Origin of the sequence: Microbacterium sp. (assembly GCF_047607465.1) — a bacterium.
Lineage (GTDB): Bacteria > Actinomycetota > Actinomycetes > Actinomycetales > Microbacteriaceae > Microbacterium.
In genome coordinates this window covers 22,662-42,511 of record NZ_JASGCY010000018.1, presented here as the reverse complement: position 1 = coordinate 42,511, position 19,850 = coordinate 22,662, and the positions used below count along the sequence as shown (strand labels likewise).

13 protein-coding genes are annotated in these 19,850 nt (G+C 68.7%); 9 read left to right on the top strand and 4 right to left on the bottom strand.

Going from position 1 to position 19,850, the window contains the following annotated elements; all coding sequences use genetic code 11:
- Positions 1-110: 110 nt before the first annotated feature.
- The 3 genes from QM568_RS02105 to QM568_RS02095 all read right to left on the bottom strand — a co-directional run bounded on the left by QM568_RS02105 (position 111) and on the right by QM568_RS02095 (position 4,038).
- Positions 111-1,913, bottom strand: coding sequence for an aldehyde dehydrogenase family protein (locus tag QM568_RS02105; RefSeq protein ID WP_415135334.1), 1,803 nt, complete (start codon positions 1,911-1,913; stop codon positions 111-113).
- A gap of 461 nt (positions 1,914-2,374) precedes the next feature.
- Entirely contained in the window at positions 2,375-3,748 is a 1,374-nt protein-coding gene (locus QM568_RS02100; RefSeq protein WP_415135332.1) for an MFS transporter, read from the bottom strand.
- Between the two features lie 26 nt (positions 3,749-3,774).
- The gene (locus tag QM568_RS02095; protein ID WP_415135330.1) at positions 3,775-4,038 is read right to left on the bottom strand and encodes a glutaredoxin family protein; all 264 of its coding nucleotides are present in this window, start codon (positions 4,036-4,038) and stop codon (positions 3,775-3,777) included.
- A 69-nt stretch (positions 4,039-4,107) separates the two neighbouring features.
- On the opposite strand from QM568_RS02095, the gene QM568_RS02090 reads away from it, so the two are divergent.
- Positions 4,108-4,500 (top strand): SIP domain-containing protein, encoded by a 393-nt coding sequence (locus QM568_RS02090; protein ID WP_415135328.1) that lies wholly within the window; start codon positions 4,108-4,110, stop codon positions 4,498-4,500.
- Between the two features lie 6 nt (positions 4,501-4,506).
- On the opposite strand, the gene QM568_RS02085 is transcribed toward QM568_RS02090, so the two are convergent.
- A complete protein-coding gene (locus QM568_RS02085) occupies positions 4,507-4,959 on the bottom strand; it encodes an adenylyltransferase/cytidyltransferase family protein (RefSeq protein WP_415135326.1) in 453 nt (150 codons plus the stop codon).
- Between the two features lie 176 nt (positions 4,960-5,135).
- On the opposite strand from QM568_RS02085, the gene QM568_RS02080 reads away from it, so the two are divergent.
- The 8 genes from QM568_RS02080 (at position 5,136) to QM568_RS02045 (ending at position 19,817) form a co-directional block, all read left to right on the top strand.
- A complete protein-coding gene (locus tag QM568_RS02080; protein WP_415135324.1) occupies positions 5,136-6,326 on the top strand; it encodes a glycosyltransferase in 1,191 nt (396 codons plus the stop codon).
- A 40-nt stretch (positions 6,327-6,366) separates the two neighbouring features.
- On the top strand, positions 6,367-7,575 hold the full coding sequence (locus QM568_RS02075) for a lipopolysaccharide biosynthesis protein (protein ID WP_415135322.1): 1,209 nt from the start codon (positions 6,367-6,369) through the stop codon (positions 7,573-7,575).
- A 59-nt stretch (positions 7,576-7,634) separates the two neighbouring features.
- Entirely contained in the window at positions 7,635-8,990 is a 1,356-nt protein-coding gene (locus QM568_RS02070) for a hypothetical protein (RefSeq protein WP_415135320.1), read from the top strand.
- The gene (locus tag QM568_RS02065; RefSeq protein WP_415135318.1) at positions 8,974-10,245 is read left to right on the top strand and encodes an O-antigen ligase family protein; all 1,272 of its coding nucleotides are present in this window, start codon (positions 8,974-8,976) and stop codon (positions 10,243-10,245) included. Before QM568_RS02070 ends, QM568_RS02065 begins: the two co-directional genes overlap by 17 nt.
- 55 nt (positions 10,246-10,300) lie before the next feature.
- Complete coding sequence (locus QM568_RS02060; RefSeq protein WP_415135316.1) at positions 10,301-10,933, top strand: hypothetical protein; 633 nt, start codon at positions 10,301-10,303, stop codon at positions 10,931-10,933.
- A gap of 111 nt (positions 10,934-11,044) precedes the next feature.
- Entirely contained in the window at positions 11,045-16,378 is a 5,334-nt protein-coding gene (locus QM568_RS02055; protein WP_415135314.1) for a PKD domain-containing protein, read from the top strand.
- A gap of 77 nt (positions 16,379-16,455) precedes the next feature.
- Positions 16,456-17,091, top strand: a complete 636-nt coding sequence (locus QM568_RS02050; RefSeq protein WP_415135312.1) for a CDP-alcohol phosphatidyltransferase family protein — start codon at positions 16,456-16,458, stop codon at positions 17,089-17,091.
- 290 nt (positions 17,092-17,381) lie between these two features.
- Positions 17,382-19,817: a right-handed parallel beta-helix repeat-containing protein gene (locus QM568_RS02045; RefSeq protein WP_415135310.1), complete on the top strand. Its 2,436-nt coding sequence runs from the start codon at positions 17,382-17,384 to the stop codon at positions 19,815-19,817.
- Positions 19,818-19,850: the final 33 nt, after the last annotated feature.

The following is a 19,850-nucleotide window of genomic DNA, read 5'->3' as shown; positions in this document are numbered from 1 at the left end:
GACAATCGGCAATCGGCCCGACAAAGTGCCCGCCTCCCTCCGGCATCCGTTCGTCGGGCGGTGGCCGCCCCGCGTGCGGAGCGAGACCAAACCCCGAGCGAGAACAGCGGCTATGCGCGCAGCGCCCGCAGCAGGGTCTTCACGAGTCCAGCGACTCCGCCGTTCGCGCGGAACCGCGTCAGCCCCTCGCTGACCTCGGCGCCCGTGCGCGACGAGACGAACCACGGGGGCTTGGGCAGGATCGTGGCCCTCGACGGCCGGCGCGGATCCGGCATCCATCGGGGAAAGGGCCGGAACGGGCCGCGGATCACGGAGCGCTCCACGTCGTCGAGGAGCAGTGCGTTGTGCACGACGCCGATGCCGCTGCCCACGTCGGCGATTGTTCCGCCGGGATACGCGCCCCATGTCATCGTCGGGGTGATGAAGCCGAAGGCCGTCCAGCCGTTGATGGCGATCGAGCCGTAGCGGAGGTCGGCGATGGCGCGCTCGAAGCCCGAGCCCAGCGACCTCTCGGTGGCCGGATCGATGATGATGTTCGCGCCGAGGGTGCCCTGCAGCGCCTCATTCGCATGAGCGACGGCGGCGTCGAGGAACGCCTGCCCGGTGCCAGGGACGGTGACGACACCCAGCACGGGGGCGAAGTACTCCGTGGTCTCGAGCGCCTCCGGGTCATCCGCTTCGCCGATCTCGACGAGCACGCGGTCGCCGAGCACGAGGGCATCGGGGTAGTCGTCCGTCGCCGCCTTCATGCGCGAAGGCGATCCCGGGTACCAGATCGGCCGCTCCGGCGCGGTGGCGTACGCGCGGCGCAGTTCGGCGCGGAACTGGTCGGCCTGCTCCCAGTCCTCCGAGAGGATGACGACCTGACCGGCGATGCAGTTGCGGCCGCAGTTCTGCAGCCGCATGGTGGCGACGTGCTCGGCCTGATAGGTGAGGTCGGCGGCGCTCCACTCGCCGGGGATGACGATGATCGGCGACACCCCGCCGAGCTCGGCCGTGATGGGCTTCTCCAGCAGCGGACGGTTCTCGCGCCGCCGTTCCTCCGGACTCTCGCCGGGAGCTTCCGGGCTCGTCGATGCGCCCCAGACGATCGCGTCGAACGTCGCCGCAGACCCCGTGATGTGCACGTGCGCGATATCGGGATGCCGGGTGAGGTACGCACCGACGGCCGGGCCACCGCGCACGATCCGCAGGATGCCGGGCTCGATCAGCGCCGCAAACGCGCGCTTGTAGACGGGAACGAGCGCGTCCTGCGTCGGGTTCACCTTGAGCAGGACCGTGCGGTTGTGCGCGAGCAGCTCGTAGAGGACATCGAGCACGGGGATGGAGGTGATGTTGCCGGCGCCGAGCACCAGGCCGACCCCGCCCGAGGCGTTCGGCGTGCGCTGTGCGAGGCCGGCCGCCGCCCGTGCGCGGTTCGTCGTCGTGCCCGGCGTGAGCCACACCTCGCCGGAGAAGCCCGACAGCAGAAAGCGGTCGATGCCGGTCAGCGGGAACGCGTGCACGCGGGTGCGGCCGCCGGGCGCCCGGTCGATGGTGACGCCTTCGAGGGGGTTCGTGCCGTTCGCCAGGCGGGAGAGGGTCTCGATGTACGCGTCGAGCGCACCGAGCACGCTGTACGGTCCGCTCAGCCACTCCTCGCCCCGAAGCGGATGCCGCCCATCGAGGCCTTTCGATGCCGCAGCCGTCTCCGCCCAGTCCTCGGAGGTGGCGGCGACGCCCGTGCGCACGGCGCGCAGCAGCGTCACGCGCTGGGCGAGCGTGAGCGCCGACCAGATCGAAGCTCCCGTCTGCAGCGCGCCGATCGCGGTGTCGAGCTCGTCGCGCTGGGCATCTGTCAGCGCGGAGGCCGTGGGCGCAGCATCCGTCTTCGTGTCCTTCGACGGTGTGGCGGATGGGGTCGCAGAAGTCATCGGCGTCTCCTTCGGGAAGGATCCCAGCCTAATCCGCCGAGCCTTCGCCCAGGCTCGACGACCGGGCTCGCTGGCTGGGCTCGCCGCCGAAGTCCGGTCGCGCTGCTGTTCTTGTGGTCGTTCTCATTCGTCGCGCTGCTGTTTCCCGCGTCGCGCTGCTCTTCTGGTTCGTCGCGCTACTGTTCTCCGCGTCGCGCTGCTCTTCTGGTTCGTCGCGCTACTGTTCTCCGCGTCGCGCTGCTGTTCTTGTTGCTGATCTCCTCCGTCGCGCTGCTGATCCCTGAGTCGCGCTGTCATTCTCCGCGTCGCGCTACTCAAGTCCGCACGCGCGGCTGAAGTTCCAGCAGCGCGGGCCGAGAAAAGCAGCGCGACGATCGATCCGGCAGCGCATGCGACAAAGAGCAGCGCGACAAGAGAACCGGCAGCGCGACGACAGAACCCGCACCGCCGCCGCGGGCGGCTCAGGCCTCGATGTCGGCACGGCGCAGCCGGTAGCGGGCGAGCACCGCGATGCTGGCGATCATGAGCAGGGCGGGAAGGATGCTGAAGCTGAGCACGATGCCCGTGACGGCTGACGCGGGCTGCACGGCAGACGCTCCGGCGACGGTCGAGACGTAGCCGGTCACGGCGAGCGTGAGCGATACGGCGCTCGCGCCCAAGGCGAAGCCGATGGTCTCGCCGGCGGTCCAGACCCCCGTGAAGGTTCCGGCGCGACCGGGTCCGCTGAGGCGCTCATCATGCGAGATGACGTCGGGCAGCATCGCCATCGGCAGCGACTGCAGCCCCGCATAGGCGATGCCGGCCACGGCGACGGCCGCATAGATCCACGGGCCGGGCGCCCACACAGCGACCGTGAGCGTCCCTGCCGCCGCCGTGAACAGGACGCTCGCGATGCGGAACGCCCGTTCCTTGCCGATGCGGCGCGCGACGATCGTCCAGCCGGGGGTGGCCAGCAGCGCCGGTCCCACCAGGGCGAGGAAGATCAGCGTCACCGCCGACTCCGAGCGCAGCACCCAGGTCGCGACGTACTGGGCGCCGGCGAGCATGGTGCCGGTGGCGAGGGCCTGCAGCAGGAAGGTGCCGAGCAGCGCCCGGAACGGCTGGCTCCGGCGCAGCGCCTGCACACCCGCGGCGTACTGCGCACGCAGACCGGACGGATGCTCCGAGACGGCGACCTGGCCGGTGCGGCGAGCTGCGGCATCCGCTGTCCTCGACGCGATCCACATGCCGAGGCCGATGGCGAGGCCCGCGGCGATGCCCATGATCAGGTAGCCGGTGACGGGATCGCCGCCGGCGCGGCGGAGCTCGGGTCCGCCCGCGCCGAACAGCAGGATCGCGGCGGTCAGCACGACGACGCGCCAGCCCAGCAGTCGCGTGCGCTCGTCGTAGCTGCCGGTGAGCTCCGCGGGCAGGGCGACGTAGGGCACCTGGAAAAGGCTGAAGGCGGTTGCCGTGGCGAGGAAGGCGAGCAGCACGCAGATCGCGCCGGCCACAGGCCCCCACGACGGCGGCACAGCGAAGGTGAGCGCGAAGCAGAGCGGCAGTGCGAGCGCACCGACCACCATGAAGCCGCGCCGCGAGCCGGTGCGGGCGAACTGGCGGTCAGAGGCCGCACCGATCAGGGGGTCGATGATGACATCCCAGATCTTCGCCGCGGTGACGATGGCCCCGGCGGCGAGAGCCGCCACCCCGAGGTTGTCCGTGAGGAAGTAGGTCAGCACCAGGCCGGGGACGGTGGCGTAGCCGCCCGTTCCCAGCGATCCGGTCGCGTACAGCGCGACCGTGCGCGCCGGAAGCCGGGTGGATGCTCGCTCGCGGCGAGCTGCGGTGCTCATCGCGCCAGCATAGTTGCGCCGTCGGCTCAGATCAGCGAGAGCTCGCGCAGCTTGGCCTCGACGTCGTCGTTCGACGGCTCGACGTGGTGCGACGAATCGGGGTACACCACGACGGGGATGTTCGTGCGCCCCGAGATCTCCTTGGCGACGTCGGCGGCCGCCGGATCGGCGACGAGGTCGACATAGGTGAACTCGACGCCGAGGTCGGTGAGCTGCTTCTTGGTGCGGATGCAGTCGCGGCACCAGTCCGCGCCGAACATCGTGATGGTGGATGCTGCCGGTGAGGTCATGGGACAAGCGTACGACCATCTAGGGGAAAGAGGGCTTGTTATAAGGGTAGCCTTACCTATACTTGATGCATGACTTCTGCGCGTGAGCACCTCGAGGATCCGGACTGGGACACCATCGAAGGGCCGTTGCTCATCGCCGGCGACGTGAACGACGTCGGCCGGATCGCCGAGATTTGCGCGCGGCTGCCGTGGGACGCGCAGGGCGTGGTGCTGCTCGAGGCGGCCGCGCGCATCCAGCAGCGCTATATCGACATGCCCAATGGCGTATCGGTACGCTGGCTGCTGCGCGGCGACGGCCTCGACCAGCCGACGCGGGGCGAGCGGCTGGGGCGCGCAGTGCACGCGTGGTGCGTCGAATGGGTGTGCGACGAGCCGGACGCCCAGTGGACGGTATGGCTCGGCCCGCACACCCCGCCGCGGATCGCGAGGATGGCGCGGAGCCTCCTCGGCGTCGGCGGCTGAGCCGACTCAGACCCCGGCGGTCGCCGTCTTCGAGGCGCCGGCGCTGATCGCATCGAGTGCCCGGCGCAGTGACGTGCTCGAGGTGTGCGCGGTGTACGGGAAGTACACGACCTCGACCCCGACCTCGGCGAACTCGCGCTCCAGGCGCAGGCCCTTCTCGGTGCCGCGCCAGTCGTCGCCCTTGAAGAAGTGCGTGAAGCGCACCTGCTCCCAGGAGTCCATCTTCGACGGCGTGGTCTCGACATAGACGTCGTCGACGAACGAGATGTGCCGCACGATCTCGGCCCGCTCCGCCGTCGGGATGACGGGCTCGATGCCCTTCACCTGACGGAGCATCTCGTCGCTGACGACGCCGGCGACGAGGATGTCGCAGTGCTGCTTGGCGTGACGAAGAAGGTTCAGGTGCCCGACGTGAAACAGGTCGAAAGCACCAACGGCATAGCCGATGCGCGTCCCCATGATCTCCCCAGATCAGTATTTCCCCAGAAGACGGATCCCCATCCGTCCAGCGACTCCCACAGCCGCTTCCGGCCAGCATACCAGAACGCGCCGGGCTCTTGCGTGCGCAGCGTGTGGAGGACGTCGTGCATGAGCGGACTCCGCCGGATTCCTCGCTCATAGCAAGTCGTGAAACGATGGGATGCAGGCGAAGAAGGGGAGCAGTGGTGGTACAGGTCACGGTCATCGTGCCGACCTACAACGAACGCGACAGTGTTGCCGAGCTCGTAGCGCGCACATCAGCAGCGCTTGACGGGCGCGACGCCGAGATCCTCTTCGTTGACGACAGTAGCGACGACACGGCGCTCGAAGTCGAACGAGTCGCTGTCGACGCCCCTCTTCCGGTGCGGGTGATTCACCGCGAGGACAACACCGGCGGACTCGGCGGGGCCGTCGTGGTAGGTCTCAGGGCTGCGGCATCCGATGTCTGCGTCGTCATGGACGGCGATCTGCAGCATCCGCCCGAATTGCTGCCCGCCCTGCTTGCGCGGCATGACGAAGGCGGAGCCGACGTGGTCGCCGCCTCGCGTTACGTCGGCGGCGGCGATACCAGGGGACTGGGGACGGCCGTGCGCTTCGGGGTCTCGCGGGCTGCGACCTGGCTCACCAAGGCGATGTTCCCGATTCGCCTGGCTCGTAGTACCGATCCCATGACCGGATTCTTCCTCGTCGACCGTTCGAGGCTCGATATCGATTCCCTCAAGCCGCAAGGGTTCAAGATCCTGCTGGAAATCCTCGCCCGTAACGATCTGCGCATCGCCGAGGTGCCGATGGAGTTTGGCGAGCGGAGGCACGGCACCTCCAAGGCGAGCCTGCGGCAAGGGGCGACGTTCGTCGCACACCTCGCCAGGCTTCGCTTCGGCAAGATGTCGCTGTTCGCGCTCATCGGCGTGATCGGCGCCGTCGCCAACCTCGGCATCATGTGGCTGCTCGTCGAGACGGGCGTGCCGTACGTGTGGGCGGCGATCATCGGCGCCGAGGTCACGATCATCGGCAACTTCCTGCTGCAGGAGCGCTTCGTCTTCGCCGACATGACGACGGACGCCCGACGCATCGGCGTCCGCTTCGTCACCTCCTTCGCGTTCAACAACGTCGAGGCCGCCGTGCGCATCCCGGTGATGGCGCTGATGGTCGAGACCTGGCACATCTCGAGCGTCCTCGCCACCGGGCTGTCGCTCATCGTCGCGTTCTTCGCGCGGTTCCTGTTCCACTCCCTCGTCGTCTACGCGCCCACCCGGCGCAAGGGGGAGGAGCCGGCGGTCGACACCGCTGCGCTGCGCGTGATCAAGGCGATCGACGCGGAGGCCATGCGGCCCGGGGAGCTCTGAGCCGCCCGACATCTGCCAGGATGGCGGGCGGGGAGGCGATATGAAACGCAAGGCGCTGGGGGCCGTGATCGCCCAGGGAGTGCAGGCGGCGACGGGACTTCTCCTGCAGATCCTCGTGGCACGCCTGCTGGGAATCGAGGAATACGGGCGTTTCGCGATCCTGTACGGGGTGGTGATCGTCGCCACCGCCGTCGTCACGGGGCTCATCGGCGACTCGCTGGTCGTGCTGGACCGATCGCAGCGCCGCGTCCGAGCCGGACTCGAGTCGATGCTCGTGCTCACCTCGGTCGTGCTCGCGGTGGGAGCGTTCACGATCGCGTGGTCTTCGGGATTCTCCGGGTTCTGGGAGGCGCTGGTCTTCGCCGTCGCGCTCGCCGCATTCGCGGTCGAAGAGATCGTCCGCCGCATGCTCATCGCCCACATGTCCTTCCTCCGCACCGCAGCGACGGATGTCTGCGGATTCCTCATCGCCCTCATCCTGATCCTGACGATCCAGCTCACCGGTACGCTTTCGCTCGCCGCGTTCCTCGCCGGGATCGCCGTCGGGCAGCTCCTGGCATCCGTGATCGGATGGCTTCTGCTGCCGCGGGACGATCGCCGCCTCGTCAGCCTTGTGGGCGCGGACCTGGGAGCCGTCTGGAGATACGGGATGTGGCGCGGGCTCCAGCAGGTGCTGCGACCGAGCCTCTTCACCGTCGTCCGGCTGATCGTCCTGTCCGCCTCGGGCCTCACCTCAGTGGGCCTGCTCGAGGCGGCCCGAACCTACACGTCACCCCTCATCCTCGTCATCGGAGGGCTCTCGTCGTTCCTGTTCGTGCGTTTCGCCGATCAGCACAAGGCGGGTGCCGGGGGGTCCGTGCGCGAGGCCGACAGGGTCGTGCTCTTCCTGCTGCTCGGCACCGTCGTGATGAGTGTCATCGCCGTCGTGCTGATCCCGTGGGTCAGCCCTATCGCCTTCGGGGTCGAGGTCGACGCTCTCGCTGTCATCGCGTGGCTCGCATACGGGGTGTCGGTAGCGATCGTCACGCCGTACGGTGCGCTCGGAGCGGTCGCGGGACGACAGGTGGGGGTGTTCTTCATCCGGCTCTCGGACACGCTGCTCGCGGTGCTCGCCGTCATCGGGATGCTCGCGTTCGGAGCAGCCCCTTCAGCGCTTCCCTTCGGGCTCGCCGTCGCCTCGATGCTGGGCGGTCTCGGGCTGCGCTGGATGGTCGTCGCCACCGGCCGGGAGGGCGACGGCGACCGGTAGTCGCTCCCAGGATCGAGAATGATAGGTTTGTCCCCTGTCTTCGACTGAGGGGGTTGGCGATGGAGGATGTCCCGTACGGGCGGATCCTGCGCGAGGGATGGGTGATCATCGTCATCCTCGCCGTACTCGGCGTGGGGTTCGGCTGGATCGTCACGAAGCTGCTGCCGGAGACCTACGCGGCAACATCGACGTTGCTGCTGCGCGTCGATTCGAACGAGGCGTCGCTGTTCGAGCGCAACCAGTTCAGCCTCGCGCGGATCAAGTCGTATCCGCCGCTCATCGACAGCCCCGAGGTCATCGACGCCGTGCGCGCCGACCTCAAGCTGGAAGACGCCGACTACACCGATCGGGATCTCCGACGGATGCTGTCGGCGGAGAACACCACCGACACCGTGCTGCTGGTGGTGCGGGCGGATGCCCCGACAGCGGCTCTCGCCACCGACATCGCGAACTCGGCGGCGAAGCACCTCTCCGAGCTGATCGGCGAGACCGAGAACGACAAGGCGGACACGAGGTACACGGTCGCGCTGGATCAGGTGCTGCCCGCGGTCGAGCCGCTGGCGCCGATCTCGCCCCAGGTGACCGCGATCACGGGTCTCGGCGGGATCGCCGGTCTCGCGCTCGGGGCGATCGTCGCCGTCTATCGCACGACGACGAATCGACGTCTGCGCACGATCTCCGACGTGCGACGGGCGTCCGGTCTGCCGGTGGTCGGGCAGATCCCGCGCCGCAGCCGCCTGCACCCCGAATCGAACTCGGCGGCCATCATGGCGTACGAGGAGATGATCGGAAACCTCGTCGCTCTCGCCGGCGGCGGCATGCGCACGCAGATCCTGGTCCCGGCCTCCGAGGGCGCCATCGACGACGATGCCGTCGCCGAGCTCCTCGCCGCCCAGCGGGCGATCGGCGCCACCGCGTGCGTCATCGACACCCGTGACTCCCCCGTGACCGGAAGCGGGTCGACGATCAACGAACTGATCGAGGACCCCTCGTTCGACGGCGATGACGAGACGCCCGCGGTCTTCGTCGCCGACGAGGCGATCGCTCTCGAGACCCTGGCGCATGAGCTTCCTGCGGTGGTCCTCGGGGCGCAGTACGCCTTCGATGTGGTCGTCGTCATCTGCGACCCCGCGGCCTCGGCTCTGATCGAGCAGCTCACCGAGCCCGGAACCGGGATCATCGTCAGCGTCAGGCACAACCGCACGTCCGCGACGGAGCTCGTCGCCGTCACCACCCGTCTCCGGGTGATGGGATTGCGGCCGGTCGGCGTCGTCATGCTCCACACGGGCACCAGAGCGCTCGGCTCCATCGCGGAGTCCTGGCGGGTCACGGATCGCGAGTCCGCACTCGCCGGCGCGGCCGGCCACTCGAGCCACCGCGCGGGCAGCGGAGGCTCGAATGCGCGAGCCGACTGAGAAGAGCAGGCAGCCGCGCCGCCAGTCAGCGCACCACCCGAGCCGGGCTCGCGGGGTGGTCGTCGGCGGCCTCTACATCCTGCTCATCGCGAGCGTCATACCCTGGCGGAGCCAGACGATCTACAGCGGCGGCGTGGATGCCGTCGTGATCGCGAAGGCGCTCATCGCGTTGCTGGCCCTGGCCTGCACCCTGATGCTCGCCGCCCGCACGAGGGAGCGCGTGGCCGTCGGCATCGCCCCGGCGGCGGTGATCTCGGTGACGCTCGTCGTGAGCCTGCTCGGCTCCGTGCTCGCGGGGAACGACGCCGCGACGATCGTGCTCGTCGCCAGAGTCTTCATGGTGATGGCGACCGTCCTGCTGCTGCTCACGATGGTCCCCTGGATCACCAGCGTCGTCTGCCTGCTCGCCGCGATGTCGTCCGTCGCGTTCGTCGCGGCGATCACGGGGCTGCCGGGGTTCGCGTCCTCAGGGCGCCTCGGGGGCGGCATCCCGGAGATCCATCCCAACGAGCTCGCGGGTCTCGTCGCGGCGCCGCTCGTCGGCCTCGTCGTGCTCATGCTGCGCACCGGCACGACGCTGTGGCGGCTGTCCGCCGCGGGGGTCCTGCTCGCGATAGCCGTGGCGAGCGGCTCGCGCACCGGTCTCCTCGCGATGGTCGTCGGGATCGTGATCGCTCTGCTGACCAACGGCATCCGCCATCGCAGCGTGCTGTATCTGCTGTTAGGCGCACTCCCGCTGGCCTACGCCATCGGCTCCTTCACCGACATCTTCGGAAGCATCGCGACCCGAGCCGGCTCGAACGACACGTCGACGGCGCTCGACTCGCGGTTCGACGCCTGGCGGGTGGTGCTCGCGTGGGACTGGAGCGAGTGGCGGAAGTGGATCGGTCTCGGCCTCTCCGCGAAGAAGGTCCCCGTCGACATCAAGTGGCGGGATGAGCAGGTGCTCGACAGCAGCTGGGCGTCGCTGCTCGCGCAGTCCGGCCTGATCGGCACCGCGCTGATCGCCGCGCTCCTCGTCTGGTGCGTCGTGGCCGCGATGACGTCGTCGCGTCGGCGTTGGCTTATCGCGCCCCTGCTCGTTCTCGTGATCGTGCGATCGGTGACGGAGAGTGGACTCGTCGACAGCGCGACCGCGTTCATCCTCTTCTTCGCCGTCACATCCCTGCTGACTCACAGGTCGAGGCATGCGGACGACCCCGTGGAACCTCGTTTCGAAGTGGAAGAAGCCGACGATTCGAGTCGGCGGGCCTGACCTAGAATGACGACAGTCCGCGCAGCCGCGGAGAAACGGTTCTGAGGAGCAGACAGTGGCCGAGTCGCAGAGCGAGCCGCGGGTACGGCGGGGGTGGCGCATGTGGACCGCCGTCGTCGCGATCGCCGTCCTCCTCGCAGGGGGGATCGTCTGGGGAGTGCTCGCCGGAGCAGGATCCGGCCGCTCGGGCGAGGAGTCCTCGCCCGAGTCCTCGTCCACGCCCACGCCGCAGCCGACGGAGTTCGCCACACCGTCACCCGGCGCGACCGACGAGGTCGAGAAGCCCGCCGACGGCGAAGAGGTCCCGCTCGATCAGCCGGCTCCTGCAGTGCAAGGGGTCGTTGCAGAGGTCGTGGGCCTCGAGGCGACGACGGCGGGCGGCGACGTTCCCGGCGAACCCGCTGGGCCAGCGATCAAGGTCACGGTGCGTCTCACTAACGGCTCGGCGTCCGCGGTGGACACGGCCGGATCGAATGTGACGCTGACTTACGGCGGAGACGATCGGCTTCCCGCCGCCGGGCTCGCCGTCGACGGGACATCGACGTGGCCGGATTCGATCCCGACGGGGGGCCATGCAGATGCGATATTCCAGTTTGCAGTTCCCTCTGTCCCCGAGGGGGACATACGTGTTATGGTCGACCTGTTGGCGTCAGCGCCGAACATCGTCTTCGTTGGATCGCGACCGTAGGGAGGTCGCGACGGCAGGGCGAGCACACTGGGGAGTCATCGTTCAGTGCCGATGACGGGATCGGCACGAACGGTTCATCATCTGGGGAGATGAACGATGGGCAATACAGCAATGTCTTGGGGACGCCGCGGACGCGGGGTGGTCGGAGCGATCGCACTGACGATCGCCGTCGCCATCGGGTCACTGGTCGTCACGGCACCCGCCGACGCGGACGTGAGTCCTCCCGCGGGTGAGGCGCAGACGGTCACCGCCGACTCGCTGCCCACCGTGCAGATCGACGGCATCGTGTGGGACCAGGCCGTCGTGGGCAACGTCGTCTACGCAGCCGGCTCCTTCTCGAGTGCGCGCCCGGCCGGCGCTGCGGCGGGGACCAACGAGACCCCTCGATCCAATCTGCTCGCCTATGACATCACCACCGGCGTGCTCATCACCTCCTTCGCGCCCACGATCAACGGCCAGGTGCGGCAGGTCGAGGCCTCCCCGGACGGTACCCGGCTCTACATCGTCGGCGACTTCACCACGGTCAACGGCGTCACGCGTAACCGTGTCGCCGCCTTCGACCTTCCGACGGGCACGCTCTCAGCGTTCAACCCGAACTCCAACGGCGTCACTTCCGGCGTGGCGGCGACGAACGACACGGTCTATATCACCGGGACGTTCGGGCGGGTCTCGGGGAACGACCGCTCCGGTGCCGCCGCCTTCACGCGCAGCGGCACGCTCCTGCCATGGGCGCCCGTGCTCGAGGGGCGTCAGGGCAAAGTCGTCACCGTGTCCCCCGACGGCACGAAGGTCGTGCTCGGCGGTAACTTCCAGACACTGAACGGAAGCTCGAACCCCGGATACGGGCTCGCGATGGTCTCGGCATCCGACGCTTCGCTGCTGCCCTTCTCCGCGAACAACGTCGTCCGCAACGCCGGACTCGACGCATCCATCTTGTCTCTGAAGTCCGACGGCGACGACATCTACGGCACCGGCTATGTGTTCGGCAACGGCGGAAACCTCGAGGGGTCGTTCCGTGCATCCTGGTCGACCGGAGATCTGATCTGGGTCAACGACTGCCATGGCGACGAGTACGACGTGCAGCCGATGGGCGACGTGGTCTACGCCGCCGGGCACTCGCACTACTGCGGAAGCCTCGAGGGAGGCTTCCCGCAGAGCGATCCCTGGACGTTCTACCGAGGGATCGCCGTGACCAAGGACGTGGCCCGGATCACCCCGTACGGGCTGAACCTCGGCTACTACGACTTCGGCGGCAATCCCGCTCCCAAGCTGCTGCACTGGTTCCCCAGCTTCAACGCCGGCAACGTGAGCGGCGCCTCGCAGGGCCCGTGGTCCGTCAGCGCGAACAGCGACTACCTCGTCTACGGCGGGGAGTTCACCCGGGTCAACAACACAGGGCAGCAGGGTCTCGCCCGGTTCGCCGTCACCTCCAAGGCCACGAACGCGCAGGGGCCCATCCTCTGGAACACCGCATGGCCGGCGACCGCGATCGCCCTCACCGGCGGATCGGTCCGCGTGAGCTGGCCGCTCAACTACGACCGCGACAGCGAGTACCTGAAGTACGAGGTGCTGCGCGACAACGTCGTCGTCAAGACCTTCGAGAACGTGCGGTCGAAGTCGCCCGACTGGGGTCTTCCGCCGATGGCGTTCGTCGACACCACCGTCGTGAACGGTACCAGCTACACCTATCGCGTGCGCGCCACCGACAACGAGGGGCATTCGATCCTCGGCGGCACGGCGACCGTGACCGCATCCGGATCCGCCGAGCCGAGCGTCTACCGCTCGGCCGTCCTCGCCGACGCGCCACTGGACTACTGGCCCCTCGATGACAGCAATGCGAGCTCCTCGTACGACTGGGCGGGTGCGTCCGACCTGGCCGTCCGCAGCGGCGTGACCCGAGGCGTCACCGGAGCCATGCTGAACGACACCCGCAAGGCGTCGGACTTCGACGGCTCGAACGACGGCTTCGCGACGACCACGACGGCCATCGCGGGTCCGGACACCTTCGGCGTCGAGGCGTGGTTCAAGACGACCACGACGAACGGCGGCAAGATCATCGGTTTCGGCAACAGCCCGACCGGCACGTCGTCGAACTACGACCGTCATGTCTACATGGAGCCCGACGGCAGGGTCACGTTCGGCGTGTACCCCGGCTCGTCGCAGACGGTCACGTCGTCCAACGCCTTCAACGACGGGCAGTGGCACTACATGTCCGCGGGCCTCGGCAGCGCCGGCATGGTGCTCTACATCGACGGCGTGCGGGTCGCGCAGCGGACCGACGTCACATCGGCGCAGGCGTACAACGGTTACTGGCGCATCGGCGGTGACAGCCCCTGGTCGGGCGCCGCGTTCTTCGACGGTCAGATCGATGACGTCGCCATCTACGGGGCGCCCCTGAGCAAGGAGCAGGCCGCCGTGCACTACGTCGCCTCCGGGCGGACGCTGGAGGGGGCCGCGGCACCCGCCGACGCGTACGGAGCCGCGGTCTACTCCCTGGATCCGGCGCTCTACTGGCGCCTGGGCGAGTCGATCGGCAGCACCGCGGCCGACGCCTCGGGCTACGGCCAGAAGGGCACCTACTTCGGCGGTGTCAACAAGGGAGCGGCCGGTGCACTGACAGGGGTGGCGAACACCTCGGCCACCTTCGACGGCGGACAGGTGATCAGCCAGAACTCGTTCACCAACCCGAGGTCCTACTCGCTCGAGGCGTGGTTCAAGACCACGACGGCCACGGGCGGGAAGATCATCGGGTTCGGCAACAGCCCTGACGGGAACTCCTCCGGCTACGACCGTCATGTCTACATGACGCCGACGGGGCAGCTCATCTACGGTGTCTGGGTCGGCTTCGGCGACACGCTGCAGACGTCGGGCTCGTACAACGACGGGCAGTGGCACCACGTGGTGGCCACCCAGGGCACGACCGGCATGCGCCTGTACGTCGACGGAGCGCTCCAGGGCTCGAACGGGCAGACGAGCGCTCAGGACTACACGGGCTACTGGCACGTCGGCGGCGACGTGACCTGGGGTCCGGGGGACTGGGAGTTCGACGGCTCCATCGACGAGGTCGCCGTGTATCTCGCGCCGATCTCCGCGACAGCGGTGGCGCAGCACTACTCGCTGGGCACGACGGGCGCTCCGGCGAACATCGCGCCGACGGCCGCCTTCACCACCGCCGTCACGAAGCTGGCGGTCTCCGTGGACGCCGGGGGCTCCACGGACTCCGACGGCACGATCGCGGGCTACTCCTGGAACTGGGGTGACGGGACCCCTGACGGCGGCGGCGCCACCGCGTCGCACACCTACGCGGCCGCCGGAAGCTACACGGTGACCCTCACGGTGACCGACGACCAGGGGGCGACCGACACCGAGACCAAGACGGTCGACGCCGTGGCCAACCAGGCGCCGGTGCCGTCGTTCACCTCGACGGTCGCGGATCTGAAGGTCGATGTCGACGCCGGCGCGTCGACGGACACCGACGGCGCGATCTCCTCCTATTCCTGGAACTGGGGCGACGGCAGCGCCGCAGGCACGGGCGTCACCGCGACGCACACCTATGCGACGGGCGGCGCGTACACGATCACGCTCACCACGACCGATGACGAGGGGCTGTCGTCGCAGACGACGGCATCCGTCATCGCCACCGCACCGGTGGGCGCCGTGACCTACGCCTCCGACTCGTTCAACCGGTCGGTGGCGAGCGGTCTGGGAACGGCGGATGTCGGGGGCGCCTGGACGCTGTCCAACACCGCGTCGAACTACCTCGTCAGCGGGGCGTACGCGGCCTTCCAGCAGCCGGCCGGTGGCGCGCAGCGGTACGCCTACCTCACCGGCGTCTCGTCTGCGGACACGGCGGTCGACGTCGATGTGGCCCTGCCTCAGCGTCCCGTCGGCGGCAGCGCCTACTACACGGTGTCCGTGCGACGGGTCGGGACCGACGAATACAAGTCGCGTGTGATCGTCTCGACGACGGGAGTCGTGACGCTGCAGCTGCAGCAGAACAGCGCCGTGCTCACCAACGTGGCCGCCGGTATAACGGTCGCCGCGGGAGACGCGCTGCACGTGCGCACCGAGGCCACGGGCACCTCGCCCACGACGATCCGCGCGAAGGTATGGCAGGTCGGCACCACCGAGCCCGCCAACTGGACCACCTCGACGACCGACAGCACCTCCGGCCTCCAGGTCGCGGGCCACGTGGGCCTCGGCGTGTATCTCGGTGGCGGGGTGACCAACGTCCCGTTCCAGACGCGTTTCGACAACTTCTGGGCAGGATCGACGACCGGAGACCCGACGCCTCCCGCCAACCAGCCGCCGACGGCCGCCTTCACCTCCGCGGTGAACGGTCTGACGGCCACCGTCGACGGTTCGGGGTCGACGGATGCCGACGGCACGATCGCATCCCTCGCCTGGGACTTCGGCGACGGCGGCACCGGCACGGGGGCGACCCCGGCGGCCCACACGTATGCCGCGGCCGGCACCTACCAGGTGAAGCTGACGGTGACGGATGACGACGGCGCGACCGGCACGGTCACGCACGCCGTCACGGTGACCGCGACGCCGGGCAATCAGAGCCCGACAGCATCCTTCACCGCGGTGCCGACCGACCTCACCGTCGCGCTCGACGCCTCGGCGTCGAGCGACCCGGACGGGAGCATCGCCTCCTATGCCTGGAGCTACGGCGACGGAGCGACCGGCACGGGAGTCACGGGATCGCACGTCTATGCCGCCGGCGGCACATACACGGTGACGCTCATCGTGACCGACGATCAGGGCGCCACCGGCACGCTGACGAAGTCCGTCACGCTGGTCGCACCCGCCGGCGACGTGTTCGCGGCAGACGACTTCGGTCGCGCGAACGGCCTGCTGGGCACCGCGCAGAACGGCGGGCTCTGGTCGCAGACCGCCGGCGCGGCAAACGTCGCCATCGACAACGGCACGGCGAAGTTCACCACGCAGGCGGCAGGGCAGACCCGGACGGCGACGTTGAACTCGGCCCTGTCCTCGAGCACGGACCTGACGTTCACCGTCACCGCCCAGGCGCTGCCCGCGGGCGCGCGCATGTACGTCACCGCCCTCGCGCGAGTCATCGGCTCCGACGACTATCGCGCACGCTGGCTGGTCGGAGCCGACGGCTCCGTGCAGGCGCAGCTCGCTCGCGGGGGCACCGCGCTGGTGACGCAGAACCTCACCGGGTTCACCTTCGCCGCCGGCACGACCTACAACGTGCGGGTCCAGGCGTTCGGCACCGCTCCGACGACGCTGCGGAGCAAGATCTGGGCTGCGGGGTCGCCGGAGCCGCTCGACTGGCAGCTCGCGACGACGGATGCGACCGCGGCCCTGCAGAACGCCGGATACGTCGGGATCGCCACCTACGCGGGGGGCGGCTTCAGCGCTCTGCCGTATACGCTGACCTTCGACGACTTCGCAGCGAGAGGAGTTGCGCCCTGACATTCGCAGATTCGTACCGGAGCCTGGCTGCGGCGCAGAAGGGAAGGGCCCGCGGGGCCCCCGCGTACTCGGTGTTCGTGAACCGCCCGGTCGGACGAGTGATCGCGGCGGCGGCGCACACCATCGGACTCACGCCGAACCAGGTCTCGCTGATCAGCGCCGCCTTCACGATGACCGGCGTGGTCCTGCTCGCCACCGTGCCGCCGTCGATCGGCCTCGGCATCGCCGTGTGGCTGCTGCTGGCCATCGGCTACGCCTGGGACAGCGCTGACGGTCAGGTCGCGAGGCTGCGCGGGGGAGGCTCCCTCGCGGGAGAGTGGCTCGACCACGTCCTCGACTCGACGAAGCTCGTCGCTCTCCCCATCGCCGTCGCGATCGGCGCGTATCGCTTCTTCCCGTTGCCCAGCGATCTCTGGCTCCTGGTGCCGCTGGGGTTCGCCGTGGTGTCCACGGTCACCTTCTTCGGCATGATTCTGAACGATCTCCTCCGGGGAAAGCGCGGAGTCGCGCAGGCAGCGGATGCCGGAGGATTTTCGGTTTTCCGCTCTCTGCTCGGATTGCCGACCGACTATGGCATCCTCTGCGTCGCGTTCGCCCTCTGGGGCTGGCCGCCCGCTTTCATGCTGATCTACAGCCTGCTCGCGCTCGCGGCGCTGCTCTATCTGCTCGCGGCGCTGGCTGTGTGGTTCCGGAAGATGTCCGCTCTCGGGTAGTCCCCGAGGGGTATTTTCCGGCACAGTTACGCAATCGATATCAGCAAATCCTCAGGAAGCATCCAGTGGATTCAGGATATGGTCTAGGATCATCCGCCACCGAAGGCGGATGTCATCGCCGTCATACCCGAATCTGACGGCGACGAGAAGCACATCGGACAGAATGCCTCCCCCTCATGCGTCTACGTACCCCTGTCATCGTTTCCCTCACTGCCCTGATACTTCCCTTCGCTCTCACCTCGCCCGCGGCAGCAGACTCCGCCTCAGACGTGGTCGTGGTCCAGGATTCCATGGACCGAACCGTCACCTCGGGCCTCGGAGCCTCGCCTGACGGTACCGTCTACGACGCTGCGCCGCTGGCGGCCGTCTCCGTCGACGGCGACGCCGCCCGACTGGTGGCGGCCAAGCCGGGAGCGACGGTCACAGCCCGACCGAGCGGCCTGTCGCTCGCTGATTCCACGCAGTCCGTGCAGTTCACGTTGCCGCAGCTGCCCAAGTCCGGCTCCGGCGCCTACGTGAGTCTGCAGTCCCGCATCGCGGACAGCGGCTTCTACCAGGTTCAGGTGCGGGTCGACCCGAAGGGCACGGTGCTCCTCGAGACTCTGCGGGTCAACGCGGGCGTCCAGACGTCCCTGGGCTACACCTGGGTACCAGAGCTCCGGGTGAAGGCCGGCGTCCCGTTCGTACTCGAGACCCGGATCTCCGGTACGGATGCCGTCGCCATCGACGCCCGCGTCCACGCTGCGGACGCCACGCCGAAGAGCTGGAAGCTGTCCCTGACCGACCGCGCGGCCAAGCGACTGACCACGGAAGGGCGCACGGGAGTGCGCCTGTACCTGTCGCGATCCACGCCCGCGCTGTCCGTCCTCTTCGACGATCTCCAGGTCACCACTCCGGCGGACGAGGATCCGACGACTCCGACGACTCCGACGACGCCCACGACGCCGACGACGCCCACCACGCCGACGACGCCCACCACGCCGACCACGCCGACCACGCCCACCACGCCGACCACGCCGACGACTCCTTCCTCGGATGCGGCACCCGTCTGGAACACCGCGGGCGCACGCACGGCCGCGGGGTCGGCGCTCGTCGGCACCACGAACTACGCGGTTCCCGCTGGTGCGCTCTTCGTGAGCGCGGGAGGCGCGTCCTCCGGAACGGGCACCTCGGCATCGCCTTTCGCGACCGTCCAGTCCGCCGTCGACCGCGCCGCCTCCGGCGCGACGATCGTCGTGCGCGGGGGCACATATCACGAGTCCGTCGTGGTCCCCTCGGGGAAGAAGATCACGATCCAGTCCTACCCGGGAGAGGCCGTCTGGTTCGACGGCGCTTCCACGCTGAAGAGCTGGCAGGGGTCGGGCGGACGCTGGTTCGCCTCGGACTGGAAGTACGACTTCGACTCCACGCCGTCCTTCACCAAGGGCGAGGCCGACGGCACGGCGGCCGGCTGGCGGTGGCTCGATCCCGCGTACCCGATGGCGGCGCACCCCGAGCAGATCTGGGTCGATGGCGTCGCGCAGCAGGAGGTGTCCTCGCTGGACAAGCTCGCTCCCGGCACGTTCTTCACCGACGTGGCGAACGACCGCCTCTACCTCGGCACGGATCCGACAGGGCGCACCGTTCGCGCCTCCACTCTGACCAAGGCGCTGTCGCTGCGCGGCGAGGGCGCGGTCGTCCGCGGCATCGGAGTGCGGGGATACGCGACCTCCGTCTGGATGATGGGAACCGTGACCGTCGAGGCCCCTCAGGCCACCATCGAGAACGTCGTCATCTACGACAACGCGTCCACGGGGCTCTTCGTCGGAGCCTCGAATGCGACCGTGCGCGACGTGACCCTGGCGCGAAACGGCCTGATGGGTCTCGGCGCCAACTATGCGGATGCGCTCGCGATCGACGATCTGCTCGCCGTCGAGAACAACGCCGAGCACTTCAACACGGCCCCCGTATCCGGTGGCGTCAAGATCACGAAGTCACGCGGCGTGACCGTTTCCGACTCCGCCATGCTCCGCAACGACGGCCCCGGCCTGTGGCTGGACCAGTCCGTGTACGACGTGGACATCGTCGGATCGGACCTCGTCGAGAACCAGGGCGCTGGTGCGTTCCTGGAGATCTCGCAGAAGATCGACTTCGTCAACAACCTGGTCCTGCGCAACGTCGGCAACGGCGTGAAGATCAACAACACCGGCGGGGTGAACCTGTGGAACAACACGATCGTGGGCGGAGACAGGCCGCTCAACATCGTGCAGGACAGTCGCAGCGCCTCCGACCCGTCGGTGCCCGGCCACGACGGCCGCAGGCCGAACCCGGACCCGACCATGCCGTGGCTGATCCGCGACATCTCGATCGGCAACAACGTCATCGCGGAGAGCGCAGGGAACTGCACGTTCTGCATCGAGGACTACACCCATCGCTACACGCCGAGCGAGCTCAACATCCGCACCGACGGCAACGTGGTCCAGCGGAACAGCGCGACGGCGCCCACGTGGTTCGTCGTATGGTCGCGAGGTGCGCAGAACGCCAATCCGTATGTGTTCAACACGTGGGACTCCTACCGGACCACGACCGGTCAGGACGCTCACTCGACGGCGGTCGAGGGGCGACCGGTGACCGACCTGAACGGTAGGCTGCTCGCGGGGATCACCGCTGTCCCTCAGGGGGTTCCCGCCGCTGTCGCGCCGTACCTTCCCGCAGGGCCGGTGACGATCGGAGCTCGTTTCTCCTGACATGAGAGGGCGGGGCGGGCGGCGAGAGTCGCA

Coding starts and splice junctions, on each gene's coding strand:
- QM568_RS02105 (WP_415135334.1), bottom strand. CDS start 1,913: ATGACTTCTGCGACCCCATCCGCCACACCGTCGAAGGACACGAAGACG.
- QM568_RS02100 (WP_415135332.1), bottom strand. CDS start 3,748: ATGAGCACCGCAGCTCGCCGCGAGCGAGCATCCACCCGGCTTCCGGCG.
- QM568_RS02095 (WP_415135330.1), bottom strand. CDS start 4,038: ATGACCTCACCGGCAGCATCCACCATCACGATGTTCGGCGCGGACTGG.
- QM568_RS02090 (WP_415135328.1), top strand. CDS start 4,108: ATGACTTCTGCGCGTGAGCACCTCGAGGATCCGGACTGGGACACCATC.
- QM568_RS02085 (WP_415135326.1), bottom strand. CDS start 4,959: ATGGGGACGCGCATCGGCTATGCCGTTGGTGCTTTCGACCTGTTTCAC.
- QM568_RS02080 (WP_415135324.1), top strand. CDS start 5,136: ATGGGATGCAGGCGAAGAAGGGGAGCAGTGGTGGTACAGGTCACGGTC.
- QM568_RS02075 (WP_415135322.1), top strand. CDS start 6,367: ATGAAACGCAAGGCGCTGGGGGCCGTGATCGCCCAGGGAGTGCAGGCG.
- QM568_RS02070 (WP_415135320.1), top strand. CDS start 7,635: ATGGAGGATGTCCCGTACGGGCGGATCCTGCGCGAGGGATGGGTGATC.
- QM568_RS02065 (WP_415135318.1), top strand. CDS start 8,974: ATGCGCGAGCCGACTGAGAAGAGCAGGCAGCCGCGCCGCCAGTCAGCG.
- QM568_RS02055 (WP_415135314.1), top strand. CDS start 11,045: ATGTCTTGGGGACGCCGCGGACGCGGGGTGGTCGGAGCGATCGCACTG.
- QM568_RS02045 (WP_415135310.1), top strand. CDS start 17,382: ATGGACCGAACCGTCACCTCGGGCCTCGGAGCCTCGCCTGACGGTACC.